Genomic DNA, 26,209 nt, shown 5'->3' on the forward strand with positions numbered 1-26,209 from the left:
TTGGTATTTCAAAAGAATAGGATGGATTTTGTAAATAAACTATATAGCGAAATCGAAAGGCAAAATTCTTGGGATAAAAATATTTCACTAAAAAGAAATGAATACCTTAAGATTGGAGGAACTGTTGAAACAAACCTTTTTTATATTGTTTCCGGAAGTCTTAAAATATCAATAATTGATAATAGTACTGAACATATTATTCGTTTTGGATACAAAAATAATTTCATAATGGCTTTGGATAGTTTCATTACTGAGAAGCCGTCAGACTTTTATATACAGGCTCTTAAAAAAACGGAATTAAAAGTTTTGTCGAAGCAGAATTATTTTACCTTAATAAATCAAAGTAATGATTTGATTAAGCTTTGGGATGCTATTTTGCAACAACTTATATTGCAGCAATTAGACAGGGAGAAAGATATACTTATTAATTCACCAAAAGAGAGGTATAAAAGAGTTTTTCAAAGGAGCCCTCAGTTATTTCAGGAAATCCCTAATAAATACATTGCTTCTTATTTAAGGATGTCACCAGAGACACTTTCCAGACTGAAAAAGTCTTGATTTTAATCAATGTTTTAGTTTTTTTTAAAATTGATATTTGTATTCAAATAAATTTTATGAAAACAGAAGATCTAATTAGGGAGCTGGTAGAACTGACATACAAAAACATAAATGAAATTCAGGCATTCAAAGAGTTGTCAATAGATGAATTAAGCCGTAAACAGAATAACAACAGCTGGAGCGTATTAGAATGTATTGAACATTTAAACAGATACGGAGATTTTTACATCCCTGAAATCAGAAGCCGAATTGAAAAATCAAAACATAAAAAGTCAGATAATTTCAAAACAGGTTTGCTGGGAGACTACTTTGCTAAGATTTTGTTACCAAAAGAAAAACTGAATAAAATGAAAACATTCAGTTCCATGAATCCAATAAATTCATCACTGGATAAGAGTGTTCTAGATAAATTCATATATCAACAGCAGCAGATTTTGAAACTTCTGGAAACTTCTGCCGATACAGATTTAACAAAGGTAAAAACTTCTATATCCATATCAAGATTTATAAAATTGAGATTAGGAGATACATTCAGGGTAGTTATATATCATAATTTAAGACATGTGATACAGGCGAAAAATGTTCTGAATACTTGATTTTAGGGAACAAAAATTTAGTTGGTTTTTTGGGGAGACACTGGTCGAGGAACATACCAACTCCAACAATTCGCCCTTTAAATTTAACGGTAAAGAGTTTGACGAGGAAACCGGAAACTATTACTACCCCGCAAGGTACTATGACCCAAAATGGAGTATCTTTACATCGGTTGATCCATTAGCAGAATCTCAACCAGGTAAATCGTCTTATCATTATTGTTCAAATAATCCTATATCCAGGATAGATTCTTCGGGAATGTTAGATGGCGACATATTTAATTTAAGAGGAGAGAAAATAGGTAGTGATGGTATTGATGATAAAAAGGTGTATTTAATGTATACCTTTTCGAGTAATTCTTATAGTAAAGATTTTTCTGAAATGTTAATTGATGGAACAGGGAGTCCGGAAGTATAATTAAAGAGGTCGATATAACTATCGATGAACTAAATGTAAGAGCATTTTAGCAACTTTGAGAAATGCTGAAAATCATGGTAATGGCTTGCTCGGTTATGATTCTCTATTTGGAGTAGGAACTTTCAAGGGTAAAGATTCTAATAAAGATGGGAAGATTTCGAATAAAGAGAAATTTGCGGATCATCCACAACAAGCACTGCTGCTGGTGCGTACCAATTTCTTGAATCTTCATGGGATAAAGTTGCAGCCAAACTTAGTTTGTCGGATTTTTCAGGAGGCAATCAAGATAAAGGAGTTTTACAACTTATCAGATGGCAAAATTCTGATAATCCAAGAGCTTCAGGTGTAATATCTGATATCAATTCTGGTAATATTATGAGTGCTTTTATTAAATTAAATGGTACTTGGACTTCTCTACCAGGAGGAAAAGAACAAGGTATTACAAGAACTCAAGCTATTCAAATATTTAATTCTAACCGAGCTAATGAACTAATGGGTAACTCGCCTTTGGCTAGCCCCGTAGGAAGTTTAAAATTGTAGATATGGAAAGCAAAATATTATTTTTAAGCATTATTTCATTATTTTTTATCAGTTGTGGCAGTAAAGGCCAAAAGGATAAAGAGGATAAAACGGTAACTGCCGATACTATACTACATATAACAAAGCTATTAAGAGAGAATAAGATTACATCTATTGATAGTATTGAAAATGAATCTGTTCTTGACGGATGGACTGATGAAGGTAGTTTCTGGTTACTAACTTTCAAACCGAATAAAGTTGTCTATGAATTTACCCCTTCATGCAGTTACTGGTTTCCCTCAAAAATTATTAACAATGAAATAGTCTTCTGCTGGTCTTTAAATGAAGATTGTAGCTATGAAAGAGGGCTAAGAAAGACCTTTAACAATATTGATAACCCTCAGATTGATGAGCCATTTGGAAGAGTAAGAATGGTTAATGATAGTATTATTGAAGTTGAGTATTATTTTAATGATTGGGTCAGGAAAATAAATAAACAGGAGGAGGAAAGTATTGATACTCTATTTCCTAGACGTTTTAAAAGAATACGTTTGTAATGCTAAAAAACCGCTTATTTAACGGGGGTTTCAAAGTAATGGAAAAATATGAATAAGTTTAAAAAAGAGCAAATAAGCAGTTTTTGTAAAATGTCTGCTTTATTAGCATTATTGATGTTATTAAGCTGTAAAGATTCCTTATTACAGTATCCTAATGTTAAAGTTCAAGCTCAGGAAAAAATAAATTTAAGTAAAGAACAATTTTTAAGCTGTACTGATGCAAGAGATACTGTTTTTAAAAATGGTGACTACGCCAAATTTATTTCGATAGATAGTGATAAGTACGGAGTAGCAATAAAAATGGGTGCAGATGTGGATACACTTAATTTATATATGAATTGCCAAACTCCTAACGGAATGATTCCTAAATTTTTATACAGGCAGGGTTGTATAATGTTATGTCGTGGTTCAGGATTTAGTTATAGGTCTTTAATAGCTTGCAGTATGGATGAGGATAGAAAAATCAAGGAAAATAATTTTGAAACAGAACGTGATGTTTCTGCTAACATTGATGGTTATGTTTTCAAGGATGACAATAATATTTTTTTCTATGATATTATGAAAGATAAGCTACTTTTTAAAAAGTTGCCTGAAGATTTTTCTGATTTAATGGTAAGTAAATCTCAGTTATATGAAGACAGTATTACTGTTTTTTTTAGAGAAGGAAAAGAAGAGACTTATCAGTTAAAACAATTTTCTCAACTTAGTTATAATAATGATTAAGTTTTAAAAAACAAGAAATCATTTTGCTAAAATTTCGCTTTTAAATTTTTAGAACAAAAATGTTGAACTCCTAGAGTTAACCAATTTTTAGTTCTTATGTTGCTGATAAATAAAGATTTACATAAAATAAAAAGGACAACTCTTTAATAGCTTAGAGTTGTCCCTTTTTTGTGGAATCGCCGGGAATCTAACCTAGGCTCGCAAACCTTGATATTTATTGATGTTTTTAATTTTCAAAAGTGAATTGCCACGATTTTGCACCTAATTGAGCAAAGAACGCTACTGATAATGTAAAATTATAAAAATATCTTTTACCTTTTATTAAAAGGAATCTTTTTAGGCTGCAAATATAGAATGTTAGTTTACTAAGTATCGTTTTCGCTAATTTTTGCAAAGATTAAAAAATGATAATAATTTGAGGTCAAACTGCTTTTGTGTTATTTAGTTTTTGAGCTAATTTACTTTTAAAATTATACAAGGCAGATACTAAAGGAACTTCCTTCAGAACTACTTTTGTATTGCAGATGTCCTCCATGAGCATCTATAATGTTTTTTGAAAGGGTTAGACCTATGCTTGCCCCGTCTTTTCGGGTGGTAAAAAAGGGAAGAAATATCTTGTCCTCGATTTCCTTATCAACACCCATTCCGGTGTCCGATATGGTAATAAAAGTGCGTTCCTGCCTTACCTCGGCTGTAAGGTTTATTACTTTGTTTTCGCTGTTCTCCAAGGCATACATACTTTTGGTAAGTAAATTGATGAATACCTGCTCGAGTTGGTTAGTTTTAGGCTTAGGTGGAAATGGCCCCGATTTATACAAAACAACTATTAAAACACCTGATTTTTCCGGTATAAACGGATCTGGCCAAAGTAGTTGGTGGAGCGGGTTTAAAGCTAATTATGGTTCAGGTTGGCAGAATACTGGCTTTACATCAACGGGACAAAAATACGGTGGTGATGGTAGCGGCAGTGTTGGCGACTGGATTTCCAGAATAGTTTACGAAACTGATCAGTGGAATCCGATAGCGTTGGCATGGGACGGAATTCAAGGTCATATTACGGGGGAAGACAGGTATGGAAATTCATTAAGCGGAACTTCAGCTAGCTGGAAGATTGCCTCAGCTATTCCGATAGGAAAATATACAAATGTTGCTAAAACAACTTTTGTTCAGTTGGCAGGTAAATCCTTGCTGGCTTTGAGGAGTACAGAAGTAGGTGCCCAATCATTGGGAAAAATTTCTAAATTTGAAAAAATGATTGAGAATGGAAGAATTCATGAGATTGCGGAGCCTATCGAAACGTTCATGCACAAAGGAGAGCATTTTATACTGAATGGACATCATCGCATCCAGGCCGCTAAAAATGTCAATGCAACTATTGATGCAACTATCCTAAGTCTTGAGAAGGCAATGGAAAGATATGGCGATAAAGTAATGGAAATATTAAACGGAATGCATTAAAATGAAAAAGATATTAGACAATTATTATGATTTTATAGAAACATTTGAAAAGTTGCTTATGTCCGAATACGGACTAGATGTTAATCCATACTCCAAGGCAGGTACTTTAGTTCCAAGAAAGGGAAAAATTGGTGAGTTCGAATACCATTATCATGGAGCAGGATGTACTGTAAAAAAAGATGATATCATTTGTGAGTACAATATTGTACCGGTTAATAAACCTGGTATTAAGTTTTCACTATGGTCTTTTTCAGAATATGTTAACTCCTCCAGTGCTCTTAAAAAATCTGGCTACACTTCTGATTATATCCGGAATGAATTGGAGAAACTAATAGATGAAGGAATTTTGGAGTGGGATGATATTGATGGTAATCCTATTAATATTTATATTTATAATAGAAACATCTAAGAGTTTAGTAGACAATGTGTAAATAAACTAATGCAAGTTTAGCTGGAAGTTTTCTTGCCAATTAGTGTATCTTGGGTTCTGTCGCATCTACACATATGTTTTACCTTTGGTCTTTAAAATCTTTATTTCATGAATATCAAAGGTCATTGCTATCCGAAATCTATAATTCTTCAGGGCGTATATTTTAAGCTTAGGTTTACTCTGAGCTACCGCGATGTTGAAGAGATAATGAAGATTCGCGGCATTCAGGTTGACCATGCTACGATTCAGCGCTGGGTGTATAAGTTTACACCATTTATTGAGTTGCAAATGAAAAAGAGAAAACTTTTCGTTGGGACGAGTTGGAGAATGGATGAAACATATATTAAAGTGAAAGGTGTTTGGTTTTATCTGTACAAGGCAGTTGACAAATCAGGCAATACAGTTGATTTTCTATTGACCAGAAAAAGGCAGAGGATGAGTGCCCAATCTTTTTTAATCAAAGCGATTACTAATAATTGTAAACCAAGAGTCATCAATATAGATAAAAGTGTTTCCAATACTGGGGCTATCAAGGTTTATAATAAACGTTCGTTCTCTAAAATTAAAATCCGTCAATGTAAATATCTTAATAATATTGTAGAGCAAGATCATCGTTTTATAAAATGGAGAATACAAAACAGCTTAGGCTTTAAAAGTTTTGAATCAGCTAAGAGAACATTGAGTGGAATAGAAGTTATACATATGTTGAGAAAGAATCAGATGATTAATCCTGGGACAACTATGTTCAAATCATTCTGTAAACTGGCAGCATAAAGTTATAGTACTCGAATTTCTTGGATTTTAACAAACAGATGCGACAGAACCGATATTTAATTTCAGTTTTTTTACTGAAATTATTTTTCCTGGACATGATAATCAACAACCACATTATTTACTTTCATTTCTGTTCCTGAGTAAGTAATTTCTCCTTTTGAAGGGACCATTACTATAATTGCAGGTTCTTTAGAACTGATTTTGATTTTAGTTGAGTCTGAAACATTCTTTGCAATAAAAGTCCCGGAAACAGTATTGTATAAATCTATAGTTTGCCCTTTAGAAGTTTTTACCGTTATGGCCTTACTTTCTTCATGAGGGTTATAGTAAAGATAAGTAGGGTAAGCTTTGTCATGAAAGAAGTCAGTTGCCAGTAAATCCAGTTGTAATATACCCTCAACATCCGTTTTTTGGATGATACTTCCAAATATGCCTACATGGCCACTACCATACACACTTAATTGTGATTGTGGAGGATTTTTACCCGCAACCCATAATGGTCCGTCACCTTGTGCAACCGGAGCTTTTACATCTTGGTATTCAGGGAGGTTAGATTGTTTTATAATTCCTTCATAAGCAATAACTCCTTTTCCGGCATTAGCCAGTTGCGGAATAGTTTCGTGCTCATCAGGCATATATTGCGGGTAAAATAATTTTGAAGCGTTAGCAGCATTAAGCATCCATTTACCAATAGCACCTGCATAAGACTGATCATATCTTACCAAAGGCACTAAAGGCCATGCAGCATCATACGTATTCATTAAAAAGCCATAGCCTCCATGATCTACTGTGCTGCCTACTGTGCCAGAAATATCAAAACCATTCCACTTGTCTGCCAAAACACCCCATCCTTCGCGACAGATGGCAGTACCGTCAAAACTCCAATCCAGTATTTTGTCTACATCATAATCTTTACCCAGTTCGGCATTTATTCTTGCAGAAAGATAAGCTCCAAAAGGCATTAGTAGTTCATAAGTAGGGTTTTGAGACTGTGATTGTAAAGCTGACAGGGCAGACAAAGCTCCGTCAAGATATTTTTTATCACCAAAATTTTTATAGGCAGCATATAGAACCCATGCATGACCAGCTGCTGCATCGGGCTGAATACAAATATTATTTTTCATAGGAACCATTTTTCCATAATCAAAATAAGAATAGTTGTAATCGCCTTTTAGTATAACATCGGCTTCATAAAACTTATCGGCAATTTTTCGTGCAATTTCTTCAAGCCCGGGTTCATTAGGGTATCTTTCATATATAGCATAGAACAATAGGTTAGGGTATACGTCATACCACCAGTCACGTCCATAGCCGCCCCCTAAAAGGGCAACTTCCGGGCAGGTGTTATTCATCATTATATCCCATCCTGTTTCGCTGTTAAAGTAATTTTTCAGCATTGCTACATAATCAATTCCCCTGTCGTTGGTTTTATCAATGCCCACCAGGGTAGCGCCAAGTGTGGCTCCCATGTTTGCCAGTGCCTCATGAAACATACCTTCGTTATTATCAGGCCCCTGCCTAACGTCACCTATTGCAGTATATAGTCCTACCACATCCTGTGGATAGTTTTTATGAGATTTGTCTATCCATACTAATGGCCAAAATTCTCCTGTTGCATCAAAATCAAATACAACAGTATTAAAATCATGTGCCATCTTGTTATAGTCAATTATTTCGAAGGGGTGCGGCATATCAGCCATTTTATTAACCCTCTCTATAGGCTTTTGTTCAACTCGTGGCTGTACAGCACAGGCAGATAATAATAGACATGGTACTAAGGTTTTGAAAAATGTATTCATTTGTAGGTGTATTAAGGCTTAAACTAAATTTGAGGCTGTTTCTTCCAATATTTTAGGTGTATCAACAGCTCCTTCTTCTTTTTCCGGAGCTATTTTATCACCCTGTGCAATTATTTTTTTACCAATAAATATCGAACATAATTGTAAAAGTGCAATTATTCCTATAGCATATCTTAAAGCAAAATCTTCTGATAATGTGTAATATAAAACCAGGAATGTAGCAGCTCCCAGTAATCTTCCTGCATATAGACCTGCTTCATGGTTAAGTATATACACAAACTCTCCTCTTTTTTCTATTTTGGAAACAATATCTATAACCCTTAGTTGAATAGGGAAATAGGCTAAATCCATTAAAGGTTTTGCTATAAGCAGTAAAAGAAGGAAAATAATAACCCCGGTCTCGTTAAAGACAGCGCCATTAAGGCATGCCCCCAAAGCAAACAATATAAGCCCTACTGCGAAAATTTTAATCCTGTCTGCCGGTTTAGAGAATCGTCCTATAAAGTAAATGATTATTGCGGCAAGTACAGCACCTATGGAAAGTGCATTTCCAAGAGCACCTTCTTCACCAAGAATCTTGAATATAAGCATAGCCGGTGCCGTGACCAAAAATCCCTGCGCCAAACCTTTAAACATTGCCAGTGAAAGCAGTTTATACCATAACGGATGAAATTTAAAGAAGATATATTTTTTTTGAATAGGGTTTTCAAATCTGCCCCTGTAACAAACCATAGATGCGGCCATAGTAATTACAAATACAATTGCGGTGATTATAACATAAGCACCATGTTTTTCTTCTTCTCCGTTTTTAGATTGTATAAACCAGCCGATAGCTGCCGGTACTACAATTGCAATAATGGTATAAAAAAATGTTTCCAGACCATAGTAATAGTTCCGGTTGTTATCATTTGTGGTAGATACAGCAAGATAATCGCGATTAGACCAATATAATCCAAAAGATAACCCCATAGTAATACCTGCCACTCCAATACCCATAAGATTAAGTGTTTTAAGTGACATCATAATTATCATGGAGACACCACTTAACATCATTCCTATAGAATAGAGTTTTTTAATATTAACGTGTTTTAATAAAAAACCATTAATAAGAAATGTTATAGGGATGCCTGTGTATATGGCCAGCTGATATATTACAACCTTTGAGGTATCGTTAGAATTTCTCATTATGTAAGCTGCCACAAATATGTCTATAACCGGCAATACAAGGGCGTAGACCAAGTTGGTAAGCACCAGTATGCGGAAATTATGCGATTGTCTTTTAAAATGATTAACCTCTGTTATAAGTTTTTTAAGCATTAGTTATATTTTAAAAGTGAAAGAATTTCTTTAATAGAAAAATCTGCTGCACATACAAACTCATCAGATGCGCCATAATAAACCGTTACGGTATCATTATCATCTTTTAATATATGGCCATTAGTAAATACAACATTTCCAAAAAAGCCGGTCAGTTCATAACTGGCAGTCGGAATCATTATTGGGTCTTCCGTTCGGGCAAGTACTTTTGAAGGGGCATTGAAATCCAGTAATAATGCACCTAGGCAATATTGATGTTTATCGTTTGCCCCATGATAAATTTCCAGCCAGCCCTTTTCAGTTTTTATAGGGGTAGCTCCTGCACCTATGCGTTTGCTATCCCATTGTTCTTTACGGGTTTTGGCTATGCATTTATGATTTCCCCAGTGAATACTGTCTGGTGATGAGGCAATCCATATATAATTACCGCCTATATCTACGCTGCTTGGCCTGTGAAGGGCGTAATAAAGTCCGTTTATTTTTTCTTCAAAAATGGCACAGTCCTTATTATGGGCAGGAAATATCATTCCGTGTTTTTCAAAGTTTTTCCAGTTTTCGGTAGTTCTTAAACCTACACCCACACCATTATCGGAAACAGAAGTAAACGTAAGATAATATTTCCCTTCAATCTGTGCTACCCTGCAGTCCTCTATACCAAAAGTTTCTAATATACCTTCGCCTACCAGTTTAGGGTAATCTTCCGGTTCGTAAAAATTTATACCGTCATCACTGCATACTAACCTCAGGTGAGATAGTGTAGTAAGGTAATCTGTTCCCTTATAGTTGATAACCCTTGCATCTGTTGCAATAAGTTCCGGGTCGTTTTTTTCTATTTCTATGATTGTTATATCTCCTGTTTCAGTAAGGATAGGGAAGGAGATAATACCCTCTTTTTGTTTAGGCCTTTCGGCTACTCTCACAATAAGCCAGGTTTTTTCCTGAAACTTAAAGGCACCAGGATTAAGAAGGCAGGTAATTTCCAGACCTTCAGTGCTGGGAGTTAAATCTGTGGGAGATAATAATGGGTTTTGTGCAAAACGTTTTGCTATGTCTTTCATTTTATAATTATTGTGGTAATTAATTGGGTTAACCCGGGGCTGTATGGGCAGCTCCCGAGTACTAACCCAACAAGTATTTTAATAACCCTCGTTTTGTGTTAAAGTTCCTGCTGAGGCATCTATTTCTGATTGCGGAATAGGATAAAGCGTGTGTCTTGGCTGGAAATTCTTACCATGAGCCTGCATTACTTCCTGTGCAATCCCCCAACGCTTAAGGTCCAGCATTCTTTGGTTTTCAAAACCAAGTTCAACACGTCTTTCAGAAATAAGCCAGTTTTTTACGGTTGCCATATCGGTAGAGGCGGGCCTGTCAGGCAATGTGCCGGCAGGAGGAACCTCACCGTTTGCATCTACAGTGGTTCTGGCTCTTTCCCTAATCTGATTAATAATAGCTATAGCACCTGCATGATCTCCTGTTTCATTAAGCGCTTCTGCTTTCCAAAGCAAGGCATCTGCATAACGTATGTAAACTTTGTTGTTAGGTGCATCATCGTTTCCTTTATTGGTTCCGTCAAGGCTTCCCAGCATCTTGTTTACATTTTGGTTGTCAACATCTACGGTGTAAAGTTTTCGAGGATCGTTCGGTTCAAAAGCGTTTAAAAAATCTTCAGATGGAGCAAAGAACCCCCAGCCAAGCGGAGCACAGATACCGTTACCTCTTCTTGGTGTTGCGTTAGTTTGATGATCAAATGAAAATATAACCTCATTGTCATCATATTCACTGGTAAAACTGTCAAAATAGTTTGCGTTAAGGCTGTATCCTAATGCTGGCAGCTGGTCTACCAATGCCGGAACTTCAGCCCAGTTTTGCGTGTATAATTGAGCTTTGGCAAGTAATGCTATCGCCGCACCTTTAGGAACCCTCCATTTTTCGGTGTCAGAAGAGTATTTAGCGTTAGGAAGTAAATCTTTCGATAAAACAAGCTCAGCTTTTATGTTATCCCAAACCTCATTTTTGTCTACCCTTACAGCAACTTCAAACGCTTCCTGATACGTTTTTACCGGCCTTAAAATTAACGGAACATCACCAAAATTACTTACCAGCGAAAAGTAATAGTAAGATCTAAGGAAATAAGCTTCACCTAACAATTGATTTTTTCTGGCTGTTGTAATGCCTGTAATAGATTCTATATCAGGGTTTGTAAGTAGTTCTATAGCAATGTTCAGCCTTTTAATACCTTCGTAATTGTACTTCCAAAGTCCGTTAGGCCCTCCGTTAGTTGAGGTAAAAGTAAAATTGTCAATATCATCTATCCAGGGTTGGTCTCCGTCTGTAACCCATTTCTTTTTCATGTCATCAGATGCGATGTCCTGAAGAATATAGTCGTTTTGGAACACAAGTCCTCCTGCCCAATCCCATTCTCCTAAAATATTAAGCCTGTTAGAAAGCAGGTCGTAAGAAGACTTTACTGCTGTTTCTATAGTAGCTATAGTAGGAGTGGTGTTTGCCTGTTCCTGGGTAGTGAGACCTATTGGGTCCTGAGTAAGTTCGTCGTCACAGGCAGTAAGTGAGATGATACTTATAAATAGTCCTATTTTTATATAATTTTTCATGATTCTTTTTTTTCTAAAGTTTTACCCTTGCTCCAAAAATAACCGCTGTTGATTGCGGATAAGTACCTTTATCTATCAGTGAAGTAGATTCCGGATCCAGCCCTTTGTAATCAGTAAAGGTTAGTAAGTTTTGTCCTGAAACATAAAGTCTCAGATTAGAAATTCCTTTAATAGTATTGTTTAGGGTATAGCCTATTTCAATATTCTTAAGCCTTAAGTAAGAAGCATCTTCTACAAATTTGCTTGATACAAATCCGCCTCCGTTATTATTAAAGGTTAGGCGAGGAGTAGTGTTACTTGTTCCTTCACCATTCCAGCTGTTTAAAACATCGGTAGTTGAGTTGAACGGACGGCTATCGTAATCCAATATCTGTATCATGTCGTTATACCTGTCTACATCCTTAACTCCCTGGAAAAGGAATGAAAAATCAAAGTTTTTGTACGAAGCATTAAATGCAAGACCGTATGTTACCTTAGGTATAGGGTTTCCTATAAATGTACGGTCATCGGCATTTATTTGTCCATCGTTATTAAGGTCTCTAAATTTCATGTCTCCCGGTTGTGCACCATTAGCATTAGAATACAGGTAAGAATCAACTTCAGCCTGATTTTGGTATATACCGTCAAAAACGTAACCATAGTATGAGCTTATCGGCTGTCCTACCTGAGTTCTTGTATGGGTGACATCGTCCTGAATGTTTTGTACATACTGTTGCAGCTTAGTAACATCATTATCAAGTGTGGCTAAATTTGCATTGATACCATATTTAAACTCATTATCGTTGTTTTTGTAGCCAAGTGAAAATTCAAAACCTTTATTTTCTACTTGTCCCGCATTTACATAGGTTCTGCCTATAACACCTACTGATACCGCCGGTAGCCCTACGCTTAATAGTATGTCATCTGTAGTTTTATTAAAATAATCTACCGAGAAAGATAGTTTGTCATTTAAGAAACCGAAATCTATACCTACGTTAGTTTGTGTAGTGGTTTCCCATTTTAAATCAGGGTTACCGTAACGTACAATATTTACAACACCTCCTGTGGTTGAAACCAGTGTTTCATAAGCATTATTAGGTATTTCCTGATTACCTGCCTGGCCCCAGCTTGCTCTTAGTTTTGTGTAAGATAACCAGCTGATGTTTTGCATAAACTCTTCTTTGGATATAATCCAGTTAGCAGAGAATGAAGGGAAGTATCCCCATTTGTTGTTAGGTCCGAATCTTGAGGAAGCATCTGCCCTTAGTGTAGCTGTAGCAAAGTATTTGTTGTCGTAACCATAGGTTCCTGAACCGAAGAAAGACAACAGACTCCATTGACTGGCAGAACCTGAACTGTATGGGTAAGGAGTATTATCGCTGCCCAACCCACCATAATCAAGATAGCGGAAAGGATCGGTAGTATTGTCATAATTTGACCTGCTTCCGCCTATTGCATCAATCTTATTCTTAATAAACTCTGAACCTGCCAGAATATTAAGGCTGTGAACTTCGTTAAGTGTTTTTACATAATTAAGAGTGTTAGACCATGTAAAGGTTACATCCTGACCTCTGTTTTCATTTAGGCTGTTTGGCCTGTTATTTCTGCCTAATCCGTAGTAAACATTACTAGGGTCTGCTATGTTAGGGTCTCCATAATTTTCAGCAAAGTTTTTATTGTGAGAGAATCTGATATCCGCTCCAAGGTTACTCCTGAATTTTAATGATTTGTCTCCTAAAAGAGCATATTCGGCAAATACATTTCCAAATGTTTGGTATGTATTTCTCTTATCATCAGTAAAATGTACAATAGCAAGAGGGTTTGATGAATATTCGTATATCTTACTCCATCCGTCGTTAGGCCCCGTATAAAAAGGAAGATCTGTATAAGGATCTCTTACTGAGTATGTAGGGTCGTTTACGTCTTTATATACAGATAATACAGGAGGTCTTATTAAAGCATGGCGTATAACTCCCGGCGCATCTCCGCTTGAAGAGAGTTTATCCTGAGACTGAAAGCTAAGCTGTACATTAGCACCTACAGTAAACCTGTCTGTAATGTCTGCATTAATATTCGTTCTCAGGTTTACCCTTCTGTAAGTATCATTATTTTCGGTAACTATACCGTTTATTCCATAGTATCCTCCCGAAATCAGGTATCTAACCTTATCAGAAGCACCGCTGGCAGAAAGTTGAAGATTGTTTGATACACCGGTAGTAAATAATTCATCAAGCCAGTCTGTATCAGCTAAATCTGTTCTTGTTCTTTGGTCAAAAGCATATGGGCTTTCTGCTGAAGGATCATTACCTATTGTATTGTGCCAAGCTCTATCTTTTACGGTAAGATATTGGTCGGCATTTAAAAGATCAGGTAAGTTTGTAGCATTGTGGATTCCTGTAAAGACATCCACATCAAAACTCGATATGCCTTTTGCTCCCTGCTTCGTGGTAATTACTACCACACCACCTGCTGCCCTGGAACCATATATGGCTGCCGAAGCTGCATCTTTTAAAACTGTCATAGACTTTACATCTCCCTGATTAAGGAAAGATATATCACGTGTAGGTACACCGTCTACTACATACAGTACATCATTATTACCCAGTGTGCCTTCTCCTCGTATTCTTAATTTTATTCCGTCTCCGGGAGCGCCCGTATTTGCAGCAACAAATACACCGGCAACCTGCCCCTGTAATGCCTGTGCTACATCAGGTATCCTGGTTTTGGAAAGGTTATCCATGTCTACCTGAGCAACAGCGCCGGATATGGAGTTTTTCTTTTGTCCCACATAACCGGTTACTACTACTTCATTTAGGTTTACTGTATCTTCCTGCATTACCACATTAATGATTCCGCTTCCGTCATTAGCAATCTCCTGTGTGGCATAGCCTACAAAACTAAATACTAATACTGCATCTGCCGGAACATCCATTAAAACATACTCACCATCCATATTAGTTGATGTAGTTACAGATGTACCTTTTATTAATACATTGACAGATGGTAAAGGACCTGTTTTATCTGAAACAGTACCCTGAACAGTTTGTGCAAAAATTACACTACCTGATAACATTGCCCACATAAGGAGCAAATTGTAAATAATTTTCCTACTCATATGAAAAATGTAAAATGTTAATAATTAGTAAATTTTTTTCCATGTTCGTAATTTTAGGTTAGTTAAATTATGATATTGATTTTTTTTGGGTTACGAAAACGTTGTAAATGTAATTATGAGACATAAAAAATAGTGTACACTATTTCTTCAAAAGTGTACACTATCTGTAAAATGTTGATTTTTAAACTATTCTAAAATGCCGCAGCCTTGTTTTTAAATTGCAGCTGATACTTTTTAGGAGTAGTTTTATATATCTTTTTAAACTCCCTGTAGAAATAAGAACGATTATTAAAGCCCGATTTATAACACACTTCTGATACCGTTAATATATTTTTGCGGAGAAGCTCTGCAGCATATTTTAGTCGTATGGTCCTTATCAGATCACCCGGTGACAGATTAAAAATTTCTTTTGTCTTTCTGTATAGTTGTGAATTGCTGATACCCATTTCCTTTTCAATAAAAGCACTGTCGAGCTTTTCATTATCTATTTTTTCACGTATCAGGTCTATTACTGTCTTTATAAATGTTTTTTCATCATTATTAATAGGTATTTCAGGCAGGTTGTCTACAAGTGTATCCTGAGCAAAATGCTTTAGAATAAGTTCTTTTTCTTCTAAAAGCTTTTGTATCCTTACCAATAGATGATCAGGATAAAATGGTTTTGGTATATAAGAGTTTGCACCACTTTCAAGACCCTCAATCCGGTGTTCTACAGAGCTTTTTGCTGTAAGCATTATAAAAGGTATATGGCAGGTTCTTACATCTGTTTTAACTGTACGGCAAAACTCAACACCATCCATAACAGGCATCATAACATCACTAATAATGATATCAGGTGTTTCGGTTTCCATAATTTGCAGTGCTTCATTACCATTAAGGGCAAAGATGAGTTCATACTTACTGCCTAAAAGATCTTTAAGATAGGTATGAATTTCTTTTTCATCTTCGGCAATAAGAATTCTCTTTTTATGGTTTTCTGCCTTGTCGATAGCAATAATTTTTTCAGGAATGTTTTCCTGTTCAGGTAATGTTTCCTCAAGAATATCCTTAAGCTGTTGAGAAATAAGAGAAGGGGTAATACCCAAATCTATTTCTGTTTCCCTGAAAAACTCTTTTTCACAAGGAATTATAACGGTAAATACAGTATTCTCATCCGGTATACTGAATACTGTAATTTCACCTCTCAATACGCTTACTAGCCTTTTTACATAGGCGAGTCCTATGCCTGTCCTGAACATTTCGGTATCAGATACCTGATTTGGATCTGACAGGAAGAAACGATCAAATATTGATTCCAGCTTTTCTTTAGGAATGCCCTTACCATTATTAGTGACCACTATTTTTAACTTTTTATCATGATCTTCTATAATGCATTCAAGATTTATTTTACCATTAGCAGGGGTATACTTAAATGCATTTGAAAGTAGGTTAAAAACAATCTTTTCAATCTTTTCTTTATCAAACCATCCTTGCAGAGTATGTGGAATGTTTAGCGTATAGTCAATATTTTTATCAATAGCCCAGTCATCAAACAGTTCAGCAATTTGCTCCATAATATTTACCAGGTCAAATTCTTTTACTTTTACATCGAGATGGTCGTGTTCAGCTTTTCTGAATTCTAAAAGTTGTTGCGTAAGAAAAGAAAGCCTCGAAGCATTTCGCTTAATCATGTTAACAAACTTTTTGTTACGGTCATCAAGATTATTTGTTTCCGATAGTTTTTGAGCAGGACCACTAATAAGTGTAAGAGGTGTTAAAAACTCATGAGCAATGTTGGTGAAAAATGTTAATCTGTTTTCATGTAATTCTTCTTCTTTTTGCCTGAAAAGAATGTTTTGTTTTAAAGACTGTCTCTTTAAATAATAACTTCTGACAAAAAGAATAAAGCAAAGAGCAAGGACAAAATATATAATCAACGCTGTGTTAGACTGCCACCACACCGGCTTTACTTTTATATTTATGGTATGTACAGGCTCTGTCCAAACTCCATCGCTGTTAGACCACTTCATCCAAAGAGAATAATTGCCAGGGGGAACGTTTGTAAACGAAATTAATTTTCGGTTATCAATGGTATTCCATCCCTTATCAAATCCTTCCAATTGGTATGCATACCTGCATTTTTCATTGTTTATATAAGTAAGTGCTGTAAGATGTATATCAAAAAAGTTTTGATTGTGTTTTAAGGTTATAGAAGGAGGTGTATTGGTATCAGAAGATACTAATAATCCCTGATAATAAGGAACAGACTGGTTATGACCGCTTATTTTATCTATAAACAAATCAGGTAAATCGGCAGATTGGGTAATGTTTTTAGGAAGGAAATAATTAAAGCCTTTTATACCGCCCATAAATATATAACCTGATTCACTATCACGATAAAAGGCCCCGTCTGCAAATTCATTATTCTGTAATCCGTCATTTTTCACATAATTGGTAAACTTGTCCTCACTTATATTAAAATTTGACAGGCCAAAGTTTGTGCTTATCCACAGGCTTGAATTTTCATCAGGTATAATACCGTGCACTGTGTTGTTGGGAAGTCCTTTGTTTACAGTATAGTGTGTAAAAAATGCTTTGTTGCTATTAGTTAAGCTGTCTAACCTATTAAGCCCGTAGCTGGTTCCAATCCATAAAGTTTTTTTTGCATCAACAGCTAAACATAAAATGTCATTGCTTGACAGGCCTTTATTGTCATTAGGATTATTCTTAAATGAAGTAAAGCTTTCGGTTGTTTTGTCAAAAAGATTAAGTCCGCCCAAACGCGTTCCTATCCATAGTTTGTTATCATCTTTTGGAACAATAGAAAATATAATATTGCTGCTTAAAGTATTAGGTTGTGCATTGCTGGCAATATATTTTTTGTGATCAGTAATTTTAAGTTTTTTGCCGTCACGTTCCATTTTTAGCTTAATCATGCCGTAGCCGTTAGTACCCAGCCAGATATTGTTATTCAAATCCTGGTATATGGCATATACTGATTTAAAATAGCCACATTTGTCGCTACCTGCGATATCTTTCCAATATACCACTTTAGATTCTTTTTCATCATAAACGCTTATTCCATTATCATCAGTCCCTATAAGTATAAGGTTGTCCTTGGCTTTAGAAATAGCATAAACAGCATTGTTTATCATGCTGTTATTTTCATTAAAGTAAGTGTAGGATAAAGGTGTTTTAGTAATAGGGTACAGGTCGCTTTGAATATGAAAAAGCCCTTTACCTTTTGTACCTATCCAGATAGATTTATCTTCAGATTTAAGAAAAGTTCTTACTATTCCGCCATCTATCTCAGGTATATATGCTTTAGAAATATTATTAAATGATTTTTCCTTTAATGCTATTTTCAGGATTCCGTCTCCATCGGTTCCTATCCACAATAAGCCTTCTGTCCCATTAGTAATTGAAGTAATCTTATATTTGGATAAGAGTGCTACCCATTTAGTATTTTTTTTGTTGCCGGAAAAATCAGTTACAAGATATTCTGATTTTTCGGAGAATATAATTTCTTTGTCAGTATGCCCTATAATATTTTCTATTTCTTTACTTACGGGAATTTTATCACCTGATGCTTTTACTATTGTAGTTGCTCCGCTGATAGAAACAATACAAATACTGTTATTAGGTAATGTATTAAATGTTCTAACACCAGAATTGATTTTTAAAGAGTTAGATATTGTTTTGTTCTGGCCCGATTTTTTTATATCAATAGTATACAGGTCATTATCTTCGGTTAATGCTAATAGTTTTTCATTGTTTAAAAACTCTAGCCTAAGTATTGTTTTTCCTTTTAAGGTTGGGATATTTAGATGTTGAAAAATTTTACCGTCAAAATATCCTAACCCCCAGTCTTTTACTGAACAGAATACTTCTTTATCAGGATTAAGTGCTAAATTAAAATGGGATTCGGAGAGGGGAGTGCTGGTGTTTGCAGAAAAGTAATAATGAGAAAATATATCTGTTTTTTTATCATAACAATTTATTCCGTGCATGGTAAGTATCCATATTTTCTCCTGCTTATCTTCAGCAATTTTTAATATAACCTGATTACTTATTGAGTTTTCATTACCCGGTTCAGGCCTGTAAGTCTTAAATGAGTTTCCTTCATAACGGTTCAGGCCATCCCAGGTGCCTATCCATATAAGATTTTGAGAGTCCTGAAAAACGCAGTTGACAGAACTGTTTGATAATCCTGCAGAATTGTCCAGTTCCTCAAGAGTATACTCCTGACTTATTTTTTCGGAGGATGCTTTATATTCTTTACTGTTTTGTGTTGAATCATTTTTTTCCTTTCCGATATTTACGGAATTTGAATTGTTGCAGGAAATAAGCAATAAAGAAAAGCAAAGGCTAATGATTATAGATAAACCTATAGTTGATACAGTTTTTATACAAGTATTAGCTGTTATCAATATCTTCTTAAAAATATTGACAGGTATTAAGATTAAATAGTTAAACATAAGTAATAAACCAGGTCGATTTAAATGTAATAATATTTATTTTATAAATACTCCGGTTGACTACTTAATTCTGGTAAAGGTTTTCAGGGTAAGATTTATAAAATCAGTTTAAACAGTATTAAAGAGAATTCTCCCTTATGAGGATTAATATTGTTAATTAACAATAAATTATTTTCATTTTAAAATTCCGGGTGAAATAAAAAAGAGACAACTCTAAATTTTAAAGAGTTGTCCCTTTTTTGTGGAATCGCCGGAATCGAACCTGTGTTCGAAAACCTTTTATTTATTGATATTTCTTATCTTCAAAAGTGTGTTGCCACGAATTTGCACCAAATTGAGCAAAGGATGCTATTAATGAAGGTAAAATTATAAAAATATTTTTTACAATTTAATTGCCGATGCAGAAATTAGCAATATAGCGTTTATGGCTGTATAAAATTTGAAGTACAATAGAGGAACAATTTTAATCTATGCTAAAAAGCTTGATGAGAAACAACTGGTTAATCAGTTGTATATAGTACTGCGAAAATATTACGTGCAAAAAAATGAATATTCAAATGCAGCTACAGTTTATTTAAAAGCCCAAAACTATTTTGAGCAAAAAAATGATATTGAAAACCTCAGTGCTCTTTATAATGAGATGGGGGATTTTTTATTTTGAAACCGGAGACTTACAAAATTCCATTAATTATTTTGATAAAACCTATTCTATATATAATCAAAGAGGAAATGTAAGGGGTAAAGGGCTTTATTATGCCAATGTAGGTAACATATATATGATAACCGAAGATTACTCAAAAGCTTTGGAATATCAGGAACGTGCTTTAAAGAATTTTGAAAAAATTAAAGATTCTGTCAGCATGGCAAGTTGTATGATCAATATAAGTAATATTGAAACAAATCTAAAAAACTATTAGAAAGCTTCAGTAGTGCTTAATGAAGCACTGAATATAGCGGAAAAAGGGGATAACAACAGATTAAAGGAGAGGATTTTACTGAATTATTCAATTATTTATGCTTCAAAGGGAGATTTAGTAAGAGCATCTGATTATGTTAACAGGGATATAGCTTATGCGAAAGAATCGGACTATCCAAGGGGCATTATGGATGGGTATGGACAATTAACGTTAATTTTAGATAAAAAAGGAGAGTTTAAAAAATCAGCTGCTTACCTAAAATGTTAACAGCATACTGTATTATACGTTACTAATTAGAGCAATACGACTGGTTTTATCGATGAAATGCTAATGATAAATTAATTGTAATAGTAATACAGATTTATTGTCAATTACTTTTAAAATTATATGATTTTTTATCAAAGATCTAAAAACGTAGACAGTATTTCCTAAAGCAAAAAGTATATATGTTTTTTAACAATAATTTAACTATATTGCAGAAGTCTTAGTGATAAATATACCAATACTGACTTTTTTTTAAATAATGTTTGTAAAAAAAATAATACTGTTATGCTTTACACTGCTTCCATTTGTGAATTTTGCGCAAAATATAAAACATCTGTCAGTTAGGGATGGTTTACCTCAATCATTTGTTTCAGGTATAGTTGAAGATAATGACGGCTTTATTTGGGTTAGTACTCATAATGGGCTAACAAGATATGACGGGCATCAGTTTAAGATCTTTCAAAACAGACCCGACGATATAACATCCATTTCATCAAATTTTATAACACAGTCTATAAAAGACAGGCATAATAATTTATGGTTACGCTATGATAGTGGCTCTATAGATGTATTTAATATGGCGAGCCATAAGGTAAACCATATTATTACAAACGATTTTCTTAACCAAAATAATCTGGTTGTATACAGGAGGGGATGGCAGGTAGCATCTGACTGTTCTTTTTGGTTTATAAGCAAGGACGAAACAGTATATAACTTTATCCTGCCCAAAAAAGGACAGGAATATATAAAACCGTCTTTATATAAGTTTAACGGTTCTACCGTACTAACAGTAATGGAAGACAGTAAAAAAAATATATGGGTATTGACCACAAAAGGTCTAAACAGGTTTAGTGCTCAACAAAAAAAGTTTGAACTTTTTGAAGTTCCTTATAAAACCAGTTATGATAATAATTTTGATTTTGGTGAAGAGATTCCTTTGCTAACAGAAAGAAAGAATGGGGAACTGATTTGGATGGATAAAAACCATTTATATTTTTTTAATCCTTCGGCCAAAACATACAGAAAAGCGGATTTCCCGGAAGAAGCCCATTTTAATGGTAAGTTATTGGCAACTGCCCCTGATGGAAAAGTATATTTTCAGGTAAACAAAACAATTTACAGTTATGATGACAAGCAGGGGATTGAAAAAAAGACTGATATTAATATAAATAACGAGAGGGATACACAGGCATTGCTTGTAGACGGAGCCGGTCTTATATGGCTTGGAGCTAATACAGACGGTGTGTATCAAATTGATATTAAAGACAATTTTGAAGTATTTAGATATAAAAAGGATTTTGCGGTAGACCTTTTTGAAAAGGAATTAGGGATTTCGGTATATAACTTTTTTAATATCAGTGCTACAGACAGAGGCCTTTTATCCCCTTCATACTATCTCCGTTCTTTACATGATACTGAGAGAGGAATTACTTGGGTTGCCATGAACAGGACCGTAGCCTATTTTGATGATTCGTATAAAAAAATAAAGAAGCTTCCGGAATTGCCCGCGGTATCATATAAGGAATTTGTTCCTATAAAAGGTATCTCATTATCAGAAGACAATAAGCTTATAGTTATTGATCAGGATAATACAATTTACAGGTATGATGAAGGACAATCTGCTTGGGAAAAAATATTTAACAGTAACAAGGTAAAAGAAGCGTTGGGTTTTAAAGTTAATCCGAGCGGAATTTTAGCCGATGACAATAAGATTTGGATAACATCTGAATATAATGGTTTACTATGTATCGATTTAAAAAACGGAAAGCTAGAGCATATTGCAAAGGATGCTGCTAAAACATTACCGGTAAATAAATTATACGGTATAGTACCAGACAAGAAATGTAAGAATATTTTTTGGATAGCTTCTACTCAGGGACTATTACGTTTTGACAGGTATAATTTTGAAACGACGTTATATTCAGTAGATGAAGGTTTGCCGGACAATATGATTTATTCCATTTTAATGGATAAGGAAGGCTATTTATGGTTAGGTACTAATAAAGGGCTTTGCCGTTTTCACTCTCAAACCTATAAGGTAAGGACGTTTACAGAAGCTCACGGGCTTCCCTGTTATGAGTTTAACAGATACCACCAGTTTTCATTTCCTGATGGTAAAATTGCTTTTGGAGGAGTGAATAGCGGAGTATTGTTTGACCCTGTTTCTATAGATGATGATAACTTTAACCCAAATACTGTTATTACATGTATAAAGATCAATAATGAATTGTTTAAAGGAGGAAGTTCAGAAGCTGAAAATACTATTAAGCTTATTAGGCTGCCTTACGATCAAAATACCCTGCAAATAGAATATGCGGCTATGGAATTTAATCAACCGCAGGATATACTTTACAGATACAGGTTAAAAGGATATGATAATGACTGGATTTTAGCAGGAAACAAAAGGGAAGCCATTTATACAAAAGTCCCGCCGGGAAATTATCAGTTTGAAGTAAATGCTACCAATTCAACAGGAAAGTGGAGTACTATAATTAAAACTATAGAGATTAAGATTTCTCCGCCTTGGTGGAAAACATGGTGGGCGTTTACGCTTTATATTATTGCTGCTATAATAGTAAGTATATTATTTATTAATTACAGCATTCAGCAGGGGCTTATTAAGAATGAGATTTTACTAAAGCAGAAGGAAGCGCAGCAATTAAGGGAAATGGACGAGGTTAAAAGCCGTTTCTTTTCCAACATAACACATGAATTAAGAACACCCATCACTTTAATTATGGGGCCTGCAGAACAATTAAAAACACTGGATAGTAAAGAACAGCAGGGCCATTTATTATCCATCATAAGTAAAAATGCAGGTAGCCTTTTAAATCTTACCAATCAGTTATTAGACATAGCAAAGCTGGAAGCAGGAGCTTTAAAACCTTATAAGCTTTGGGGTGATGTAGTTGCTGCTGTTAAACAGGTGATAGTAATGTTTAGTGAAGAAGCCTCAACAAAAAACAATGAAATTATTTTTGAAGGGCCTGAAACTGCTGAGTACTTTTTTGCACCCGATATATTAGAACGAATCCTTTATAATCTTTTGTCAAATGCCTTAAAGTATAGTTATTTAGGAGGAAAGGTTTTTGTCAGGTTTTCAGAATCTGAGAAAGGAATTGTTCTGGAGGTTCAGGATACAGGAAGAGGTATTCCCCATGATGAACAATCTAATATTTTTAAGAGGTTTTATCACATAGATGGAAAAAGTAAAGAGGTAGGTACCGGTATAGGACTATCATTGGTAAAAGAATTAATCGACTTAGAAGGAGGGACTATAGATGTAAAGAGTGATAACACCAAAAATAATCATGGTACTACTTTTACGGTTCTGCTTCCGTACAGAAAGGCGGTTGAAACCATCGATAATAATCCTCCCCAAGTTCAGGTCAATGAAAAGGATGATGATTCCGGTCTTTCTGACAGTAAACCGCTTATCCTTTTAGTAGAGGACAATAGAGAACTTGCCAATTTTATTGAAGGTAGCCTTAACCCTTATTATACTATTTATCGCGCCCAAAATGGAAAAGAAGGATTAGAGTTGGCGCTTAGTATTATGCCTGATTTGATTTTGAGCGATGTACTTATGGAAGGTATGGATGGTTTTGAAATGTGTAAGCATTTAAAATCGGATATTAATACAGACCACATTCCTGTTATAATGCTTACGGCAAAAGTGGATATGGGTAGTAAGCTGGAAGGATTGTCTTACGGTGCAGACGATTATTTGACCAAGCCATTTAATGTTACGGAACTTTTACTACGCATTGAAAACAGACTTGAGCTTTTAAAGAAACAGAGGAAATTTATATATAGGAAATTAAAACTGTTACCGGATGAGGTTGAACAGAATGTATCTGTTACAGAAGATCCTTTTCTAAATAAAATGTATGCTGTTATAGATACAAGACTCGATGATGAGACTTTTAGTATGGATGAACTGGCATCGGCACTTAATATTAGCAGGAGTAGTTTGCACCGCAAAATAAAATCTCTTACCAATATGAGTACAACCGAAATTGTAAAGATATATCGTCTTAAAAAAGCGGTTTCCCTGCTTCATGAAAACTACACAATATCTGAAGTTGCCTATAAAACAGGATTTGGTAGTCCGTCATACTTCTCTAAAAGCTTCAAAGAGGTATATTCCTTAACCCCAACGGAATATATCCAAAAAAAAGATAGTTTGAGACAATAGTTACGACATTTGAGACAATAGTTATATAGTTAAGATTAAAAAAATGTGAGGTTTACACCATTAACAATTTTTTAAACTTTATTTTAACTATGAGTAAAATTACTTTTTTTGAAAACCTCAAAAATGCCATGAAATTTTTGATTGTCAGTTTACTTTTAAACTGTACAGCAAAAATGAATGCACAGCAAACTATTACTGTGTTTGATGAGGTACTCTTTTATGACGGGTATGCCGAAACGGTAGATGAACCGGTTCCCGCAGGAGTATTTCGTTTAAGCAATTCCTGTTTTACACGCAAACTTACTGATGAAGAATTAGCTCTTTTTGGGAATAAACTAACCATGAATATTACCATTAAGGCTGCATGTGATAATTATGACAGGATAGGTAATGCTAATATTGCATTGGTTCCTAAAGGACAGGAGTCTTATAATTATGGGGAGGTAGAGCGTGTTGAGATAGCACGATATATTACTCCTTTTATGAATAAGAACATTCAGCCTGATGAGGTACCTTATACGTTTGATATGGATAATGTAGCATTACTGTTTCAGGATCCCGTTATTCTTGCCGATTATGATATATGGATTGAACTTGAGTTGTTTGGGGTTCCTTATGCAGCTAATCAGCAGGTGAGTGGCTGTGCAGGAAGGAGTGATGTGTTTTATGGTACACTTGAGTTTGTTACCGATGTAGACAGCACATTTGAGTACAGCAATAATTTCTTTTTACCATTATCTTTCAAATACCTTTTAAGAGACTATACTCTTGACGGAACAGATGTATTGGGAGAAACGGTAAGAACTATCAATTTTACATTAGAGGAAGACTTACCTAATGCAAAGTTTTTCCTTATAACTTCTAATCACGGTGCTAATTCAGGAGGTGAGGAGTATATCAGGAGATGGCATTATATTTATCTTGATGATGAGGAAATATTCAGTTATAAACCGGGAGGATTGTCTTGTGAACCTTTTAGGGAATATAATACTCAGCCAAACGGTATTTACGGCTCAAGCCCGATGACAGCTTCACAGTGGGCATCTTTCAGTAACTGGTGCCCCGGAGATAAAATCCCTATTCGTGTTATAGAATTAGGTGACTTATCAGCTGGAGAGCACTCTTTTAAAATAGATGTACCGGATGCTGTATTTAACGGAGATCAGGGTGAATTCCCTATGTCAGTTTATCTTCAGGGATTCAGCGTTACTTTAGATACAAATGATTTTAATTCACTGGACTTCAGCTTAACACCAAACCCGGTAAATAACATTCTTAATATAAATGTACAGGATACTGATGTTGACAAAGTGATTGTAGCATCTGTAACCGGACAAACCGTTTTTGAATCTAGTGAGCCAATCCTTGACCTTTCAAGCCTTCAAAGCGGTATCTACATTGTAAAAATACAGTTTACTAACAACCAAACTGCTGTACAAAAGATAGTTAAGAATTAACATCTGTTAAAATAGTTTAGACGGCGTAAATATTATTTTTATTTAGTCTAAATAGTTTTAATTT

At 34.8% G+C, this 26,209-nt stretch carries 20 protein-coding genes; 13 read left to right on the forward strand and 7 right to left on the reverse strand.

What is annotated here, in order from left to right:
* Positions 1-21: 21 nt before the first annotated feature.
* The 6 genes from FUA48_RS09620 (at position 22) to FUA48_RS09645 (ending at position 3,368) form a co-directional block, all read left to right on the forward strand.
* Positions 22-558 carry a Crp/Fnr family transcriptional regulator gene (locus FUA48_RS09620; protein ID WP_147583335.1) on the forward strand — a complete coding sequence of 179 codons (537 nt, stop codon included), beginning with the start codon at positions 22-24 and terminating at the stop codon, positions 556-558.
* A 56-nt stretch (positions 559-614) separates the two neighbouring features.
* Positions 615-1,154 (forward strand): DinB family protein, encoded by a 540-nt coding sequence (locus tag FUA48_RS09625; protein WP_147583336.1) that lies wholly within the window; start codon positions 615-617, stop codon positions 1,152-1,154.
* Positions 1,155-1,194: 40 nt separating this feature from the next.
* Positions 1,195-1,569, forward strand: coding sequence for an RHS repeat-associated core domain-containing protein (locus tag FUA48_RS09630; protein ID WP_240732586.1), 375 nt, complete (start codon positions 1,195-1,197; stop codon positions 1,567-1,569).
* A 55-nt stretch (positions 1,570-1,624) separates the two neighbouring features.
* A complete protein-coding gene (locus tag FUA48_RS09635; RefSeq protein WP_147583337.1) occupies positions 1,625-1,918 on the forward strand; it encodes a hypothetical protein in 294 nt (97 codons plus the stop codon).
* Between the two features lie 193 nt (positions 1,919-2,111).
* Entirely contained in the window at positions 2,112-2,645 is a 534-nt protein-coding gene (locus FUA48_RS09640) for a hypothetical protein (protein ID WP_147583338.1), read from the forward strand.
* A 48-nt stretch (positions 2,646-2,693) separates the two neighbouring features.
* The gene (locus FUA48_RS09645) at positions 2,694-3,368 is read left to right on the forward strand and encodes a hypothetical protein (RefSeq protein ID WP_147583339.1); all 675 of its coding nucleotides are present in this window, start codon (positions 2,694-2,696) and stop codon (positions 3,366-3,368) included.
* 470 nt (positions 3,369-3,838) lie between these two features.
* Here the strand turns inward: FUA48_RS09645 and FUA48_RS09650 are convergent, their stop codons facing one another.
* A complete protein-coding gene (locus FUA48_RS09650) occupies positions 3,839-4,096 on the reverse strand; it encodes an ATP-binding protein (RefSeq protein WP_240732438.1) in 258 nt (85 codons plus the stop codon).
* Between the two features lie 28 nt (positions 4,097-4,124).
* On the opposite strand from FUA48_RS09650, the gene FUA48_RS09655 reads away from it, so the two are divergent.
* From FUA48_RS09655 to FUA48_RS09665, 3 genes are all read left to right on the forward strand, one after another.
* Complete coding sequence (locus FUA48_RS09655; protein ID WP_147583341.1) at positions 4,125-4,826, forward strand: hypothetical protein; 702 nt, start codon at positions 4,125-4,127, stop codon at positions 4,824-4,826.
* Position 4,827: 1 nt separating this feature from the next.
* Positions 4,828-5,235 (forward strand): DUF6896 domain-containing protein, encoded by a 408-nt coding sequence (locus tag FUA48_RS09660; RefSeq protein WP_147583342.1) that lies wholly within the window; start codon positions 4,828-4,830, stop codon positions 5,233-5,235.
* A gap of 129 nt (positions 5,236-5,364) precedes the next feature.
* Positions 5,365-6,030: an IS6 family transposase gene (locus FUA48_RS09665; RefSeq protein WP_147583343.1), complete on the forward strand. Its 666-nt coding sequence runs from the start codon at positions 5,365-5,367 to the stop codon at positions 6,028-6,030.
* An 80-nt stretch (positions 6,031-6,110) separates the two neighbouring features.
* On the opposite strand, the gene FUA48_RS09670 is transcribed toward FUA48_RS09665, so the two are convergent.
* The 6 genes from FUA48_RS09670 to FUA48_RS09695 form a co-directional block, all read right to left on the reverse strand.
* On the reverse strand, positions 6,111-7,721 hold the full coding sequence (locus FUA48_RS09670; RefSeq protein WP_240732439.1) for a hypothetical protein: 1,611 nt from the start codon (positions 7,719-7,721) through the stop codon (positions 6,111-6,113).
* Positions 7,722-7,847: 126 nt separating this feature from the next.
* Positions 7,848-9,146 carry an MFS transporter gene (locus tag FUA48_RS09675; protein ID WP_147583345.1) on the reverse strand — a complete coding sequence of 433 codons (1,299 nt, stop codon included), beginning with the start codon at positions 9,144-9,146 and terminating at the stop codon, positions 7,848-7,850.
* A complete protein-coding gene (locus FUA48_RS09680; RefSeq protein WP_147583346.1) occupies positions 9,146-10,204 on the reverse strand; it encodes a glycoside hydrolase family 130 protein in 1,059 nt (352 codons plus the stop codon). The genes FUA48_RS09675 and FUA48_RS09680 overlap by 1 nt, the downstream gene beginning before the upstream one ends.
* A 78-nt stretch (positions 10,205-10,282) precedes the next feature.
* Entirely contained in the window at positions 10,283-11,758 is a 1,476-nt protein-coding gene (locus tag FUA48_RS09685; protein WP_147583347.1) for a RagB/SusD family nutrient uptake outer membrane protein, read from the reverse strand.
* A gap of 13 nt (positions 11,759-11,771) precedes the next feature.
* Positions 11,772-14,852 carry a SusC/RagA family TonB-linked outer membrane protein gene (locus FUA48_RS09690; protein ID WP_147583348.1) on the reverse strand — a complete coding sequence of 1,027 codons (3,081 nt, stop codon included), beginning with the start codon at positions 14,850-14,852 and terminating at the stop codon, positions 11,772-11,774.
* Between the two features lie 191 nt (positions 14,853-15,043).
* On the reverse strand, positions 15,044-19,183 hold the full coding sequence (locus tag FUA48_RS09695) for a hybrid sensor histidine kinase/response regulator transcription factor (RefSeq protein WP_240732440.1): 4,140 nt from the start codon (positions 19,181-19,183) through the stop codon (positions 15,044-15,046).
* 761 nt (positions 19,184-19,944) lie between these two features.
* On the opposite strand from FUA48_RS09695, the gene FUA48_RS09700 reads away from it, so the two are divergent.
* The 4 genes from FUA48_RS09700 to FUA48_RS09715 all read left to right on the forward strand — a co-directional run bounded on the left by FUA48_RS09700 (position 19,945) and on the right by FUA48_RS09715 (position 26,145).
* Positions 19,945-20,226, forward strand: a complete 282-nt coding sequence (locus FUA48_RS09700; RefSeq protein ID WP_168196965.1) for a tetratricopeptide repeat protein — start codon at positions 19,945-19,947, stop codon at positions 20,224-20,226.
* Positions 20,227-20,238: 12 nt separating this feature from the next.
* A complete protein-coding gene (locus tag FUA48_RS09705) occupies positions 20,239-20,493 on the forward strand; it encodes a hypothetical protein (protein ID WP_147583351.1) in 255 nt (84 codons plus the stop codon).
* Between the two features lie 256 nt (positions 20,494-20,749).
* Positions 20,750-24,688 (forward strand): ATP-binding protein, encoded by a 3,939-nt coding sequence (locus FUA48_RS09710; RefSeq protein ID WP_147583352.1) that lies wholly within the window; start codon positions 20,750-20,752, stop codon positions 24,686-24,688.
* A gap of 89 nt (positions 24,689-24,777) precedes the next feature.
* The gene (locus FUA48_RS09715; protein ID WP_168196966.1) at positions 24,778-26,145 is read left to right on the forward strand and encodes a peptide-N-glycosidase F-related protein; all 1,368 of its coding nucleotides are present in this window, start codon (positions 24,778-24,780) and stop codon (positions 26,143-26,145) included.
* Positions 26,146-26,209: the final 64 nt, after the last annotated feature.

The sequence above is a fragment of the Flavobacterium alkalisoli genome, from assembly GCF_008000935.1.
GTDB lineage: Bacteria > Bacteroidota > Bacteroidia > Flavobacteriales > Flavobacteriaceae > Flavobacterium > Flavobacterium alkalisoli.

Coding starts and splice junctions, on each gene's coding strand:
- FUA48_RS09665 (WP_147583343.1), top strand. CDS start 5,365: ATGAATATCAAAGGTCATTGCTATCCGAAATCTATAATTCTTCAGGGC.
- FUA48_RS09640 (WP_147583338.1), top strand. CDS start 2,112: ATGGAAAGCAAAATATTATTTTTAAGCATTATTTCATTATTTTTTATC.
- FUA48_RS09710 (WP_147583352.1), top strand. CDS start 20,750: ATGTTTGTAAAAAAAATAATACTGTTATGCTTTACACTGCTTCCATTT.
- FUA48_RS09670 (WP_240732439.1), bottom strand. CDS start 7,721: ATGCCGCACCCCTTCGAAATAATTGACTATAACAAGATGGCACATGAT.
- FUA48_RS09620 (WP_147583335.1), top strand. CDS start 22: ATGGATTTTGTAAATAAACTATATAGCGAAATCGAAAGGCAAAATTCT.
- FUA48_RS09680 (WP_147583346.1), bottom strand. CDS start 10,204: ATGAAAGACATAGCAAAACGTTTTGCACAAAACCCATTATTATCTCCC.
- FUA48_RS09675 (WP_147583345.1), bottom strand. CDS start 9,146: ATGCTTAAAAAACTTATAACAGAGGTTAATCATTTTAAAAGACAATCG.
- FUA48_RS09645 (WP_147583339.1), top strand. CDS start 2,694: ATGAATAAGTTTAAAAAAGAGCAAATAAGCAGTTTTTGTAAAATGTCT.
- FUA48_RS09660 (WP_147583342.1), top strand. CDS start 4,828: ATGAAAAAGATATTAGACAATTATTATGATTTTATAGAAACATTTGAA.
- FUA48_RS09700 (WP_168196965.1), top strand. CDS start 19,945: ATGAGATGGGGGATTTTTTATTTTGAAACCGGAGACTTACAAAATTCC.
- FUA48_RS09715 (WP_168196966.1), top strand. CDS start 24,778: ATGAGTAAAATTACTTTTTTTGAAAACCTCAAAAATGCCATGAAATTT.
- FUA48_RS09685 (WP_147583347.1), bottom strand. CDS start 11,758: ATGAAAAATTATATAAAAATAGGACTATTTATAAGTATCATCTCACTT.
- FUA48_RS09655 (WP_147583341.1), top strand. CDS start 4,125: ATGAATACCTGCTCGAGTTGGTTAGTTTTAGGCTTAGGTGGAAATGGC.
- FUA48_RS09625 (WP_147583336.1), top strand. CDS start 615: ATGAAAACAGAAGATCTAATTAGGGAGCTGGTAGAACTGACATACAAA.
- FUA48_RS09690 (WP_147583348.1), bottom strand. CDS start 14,852: ATGAGTAGGAAAATTATTTACAATTTGCTCCTTATGTGGGCAATGTTA.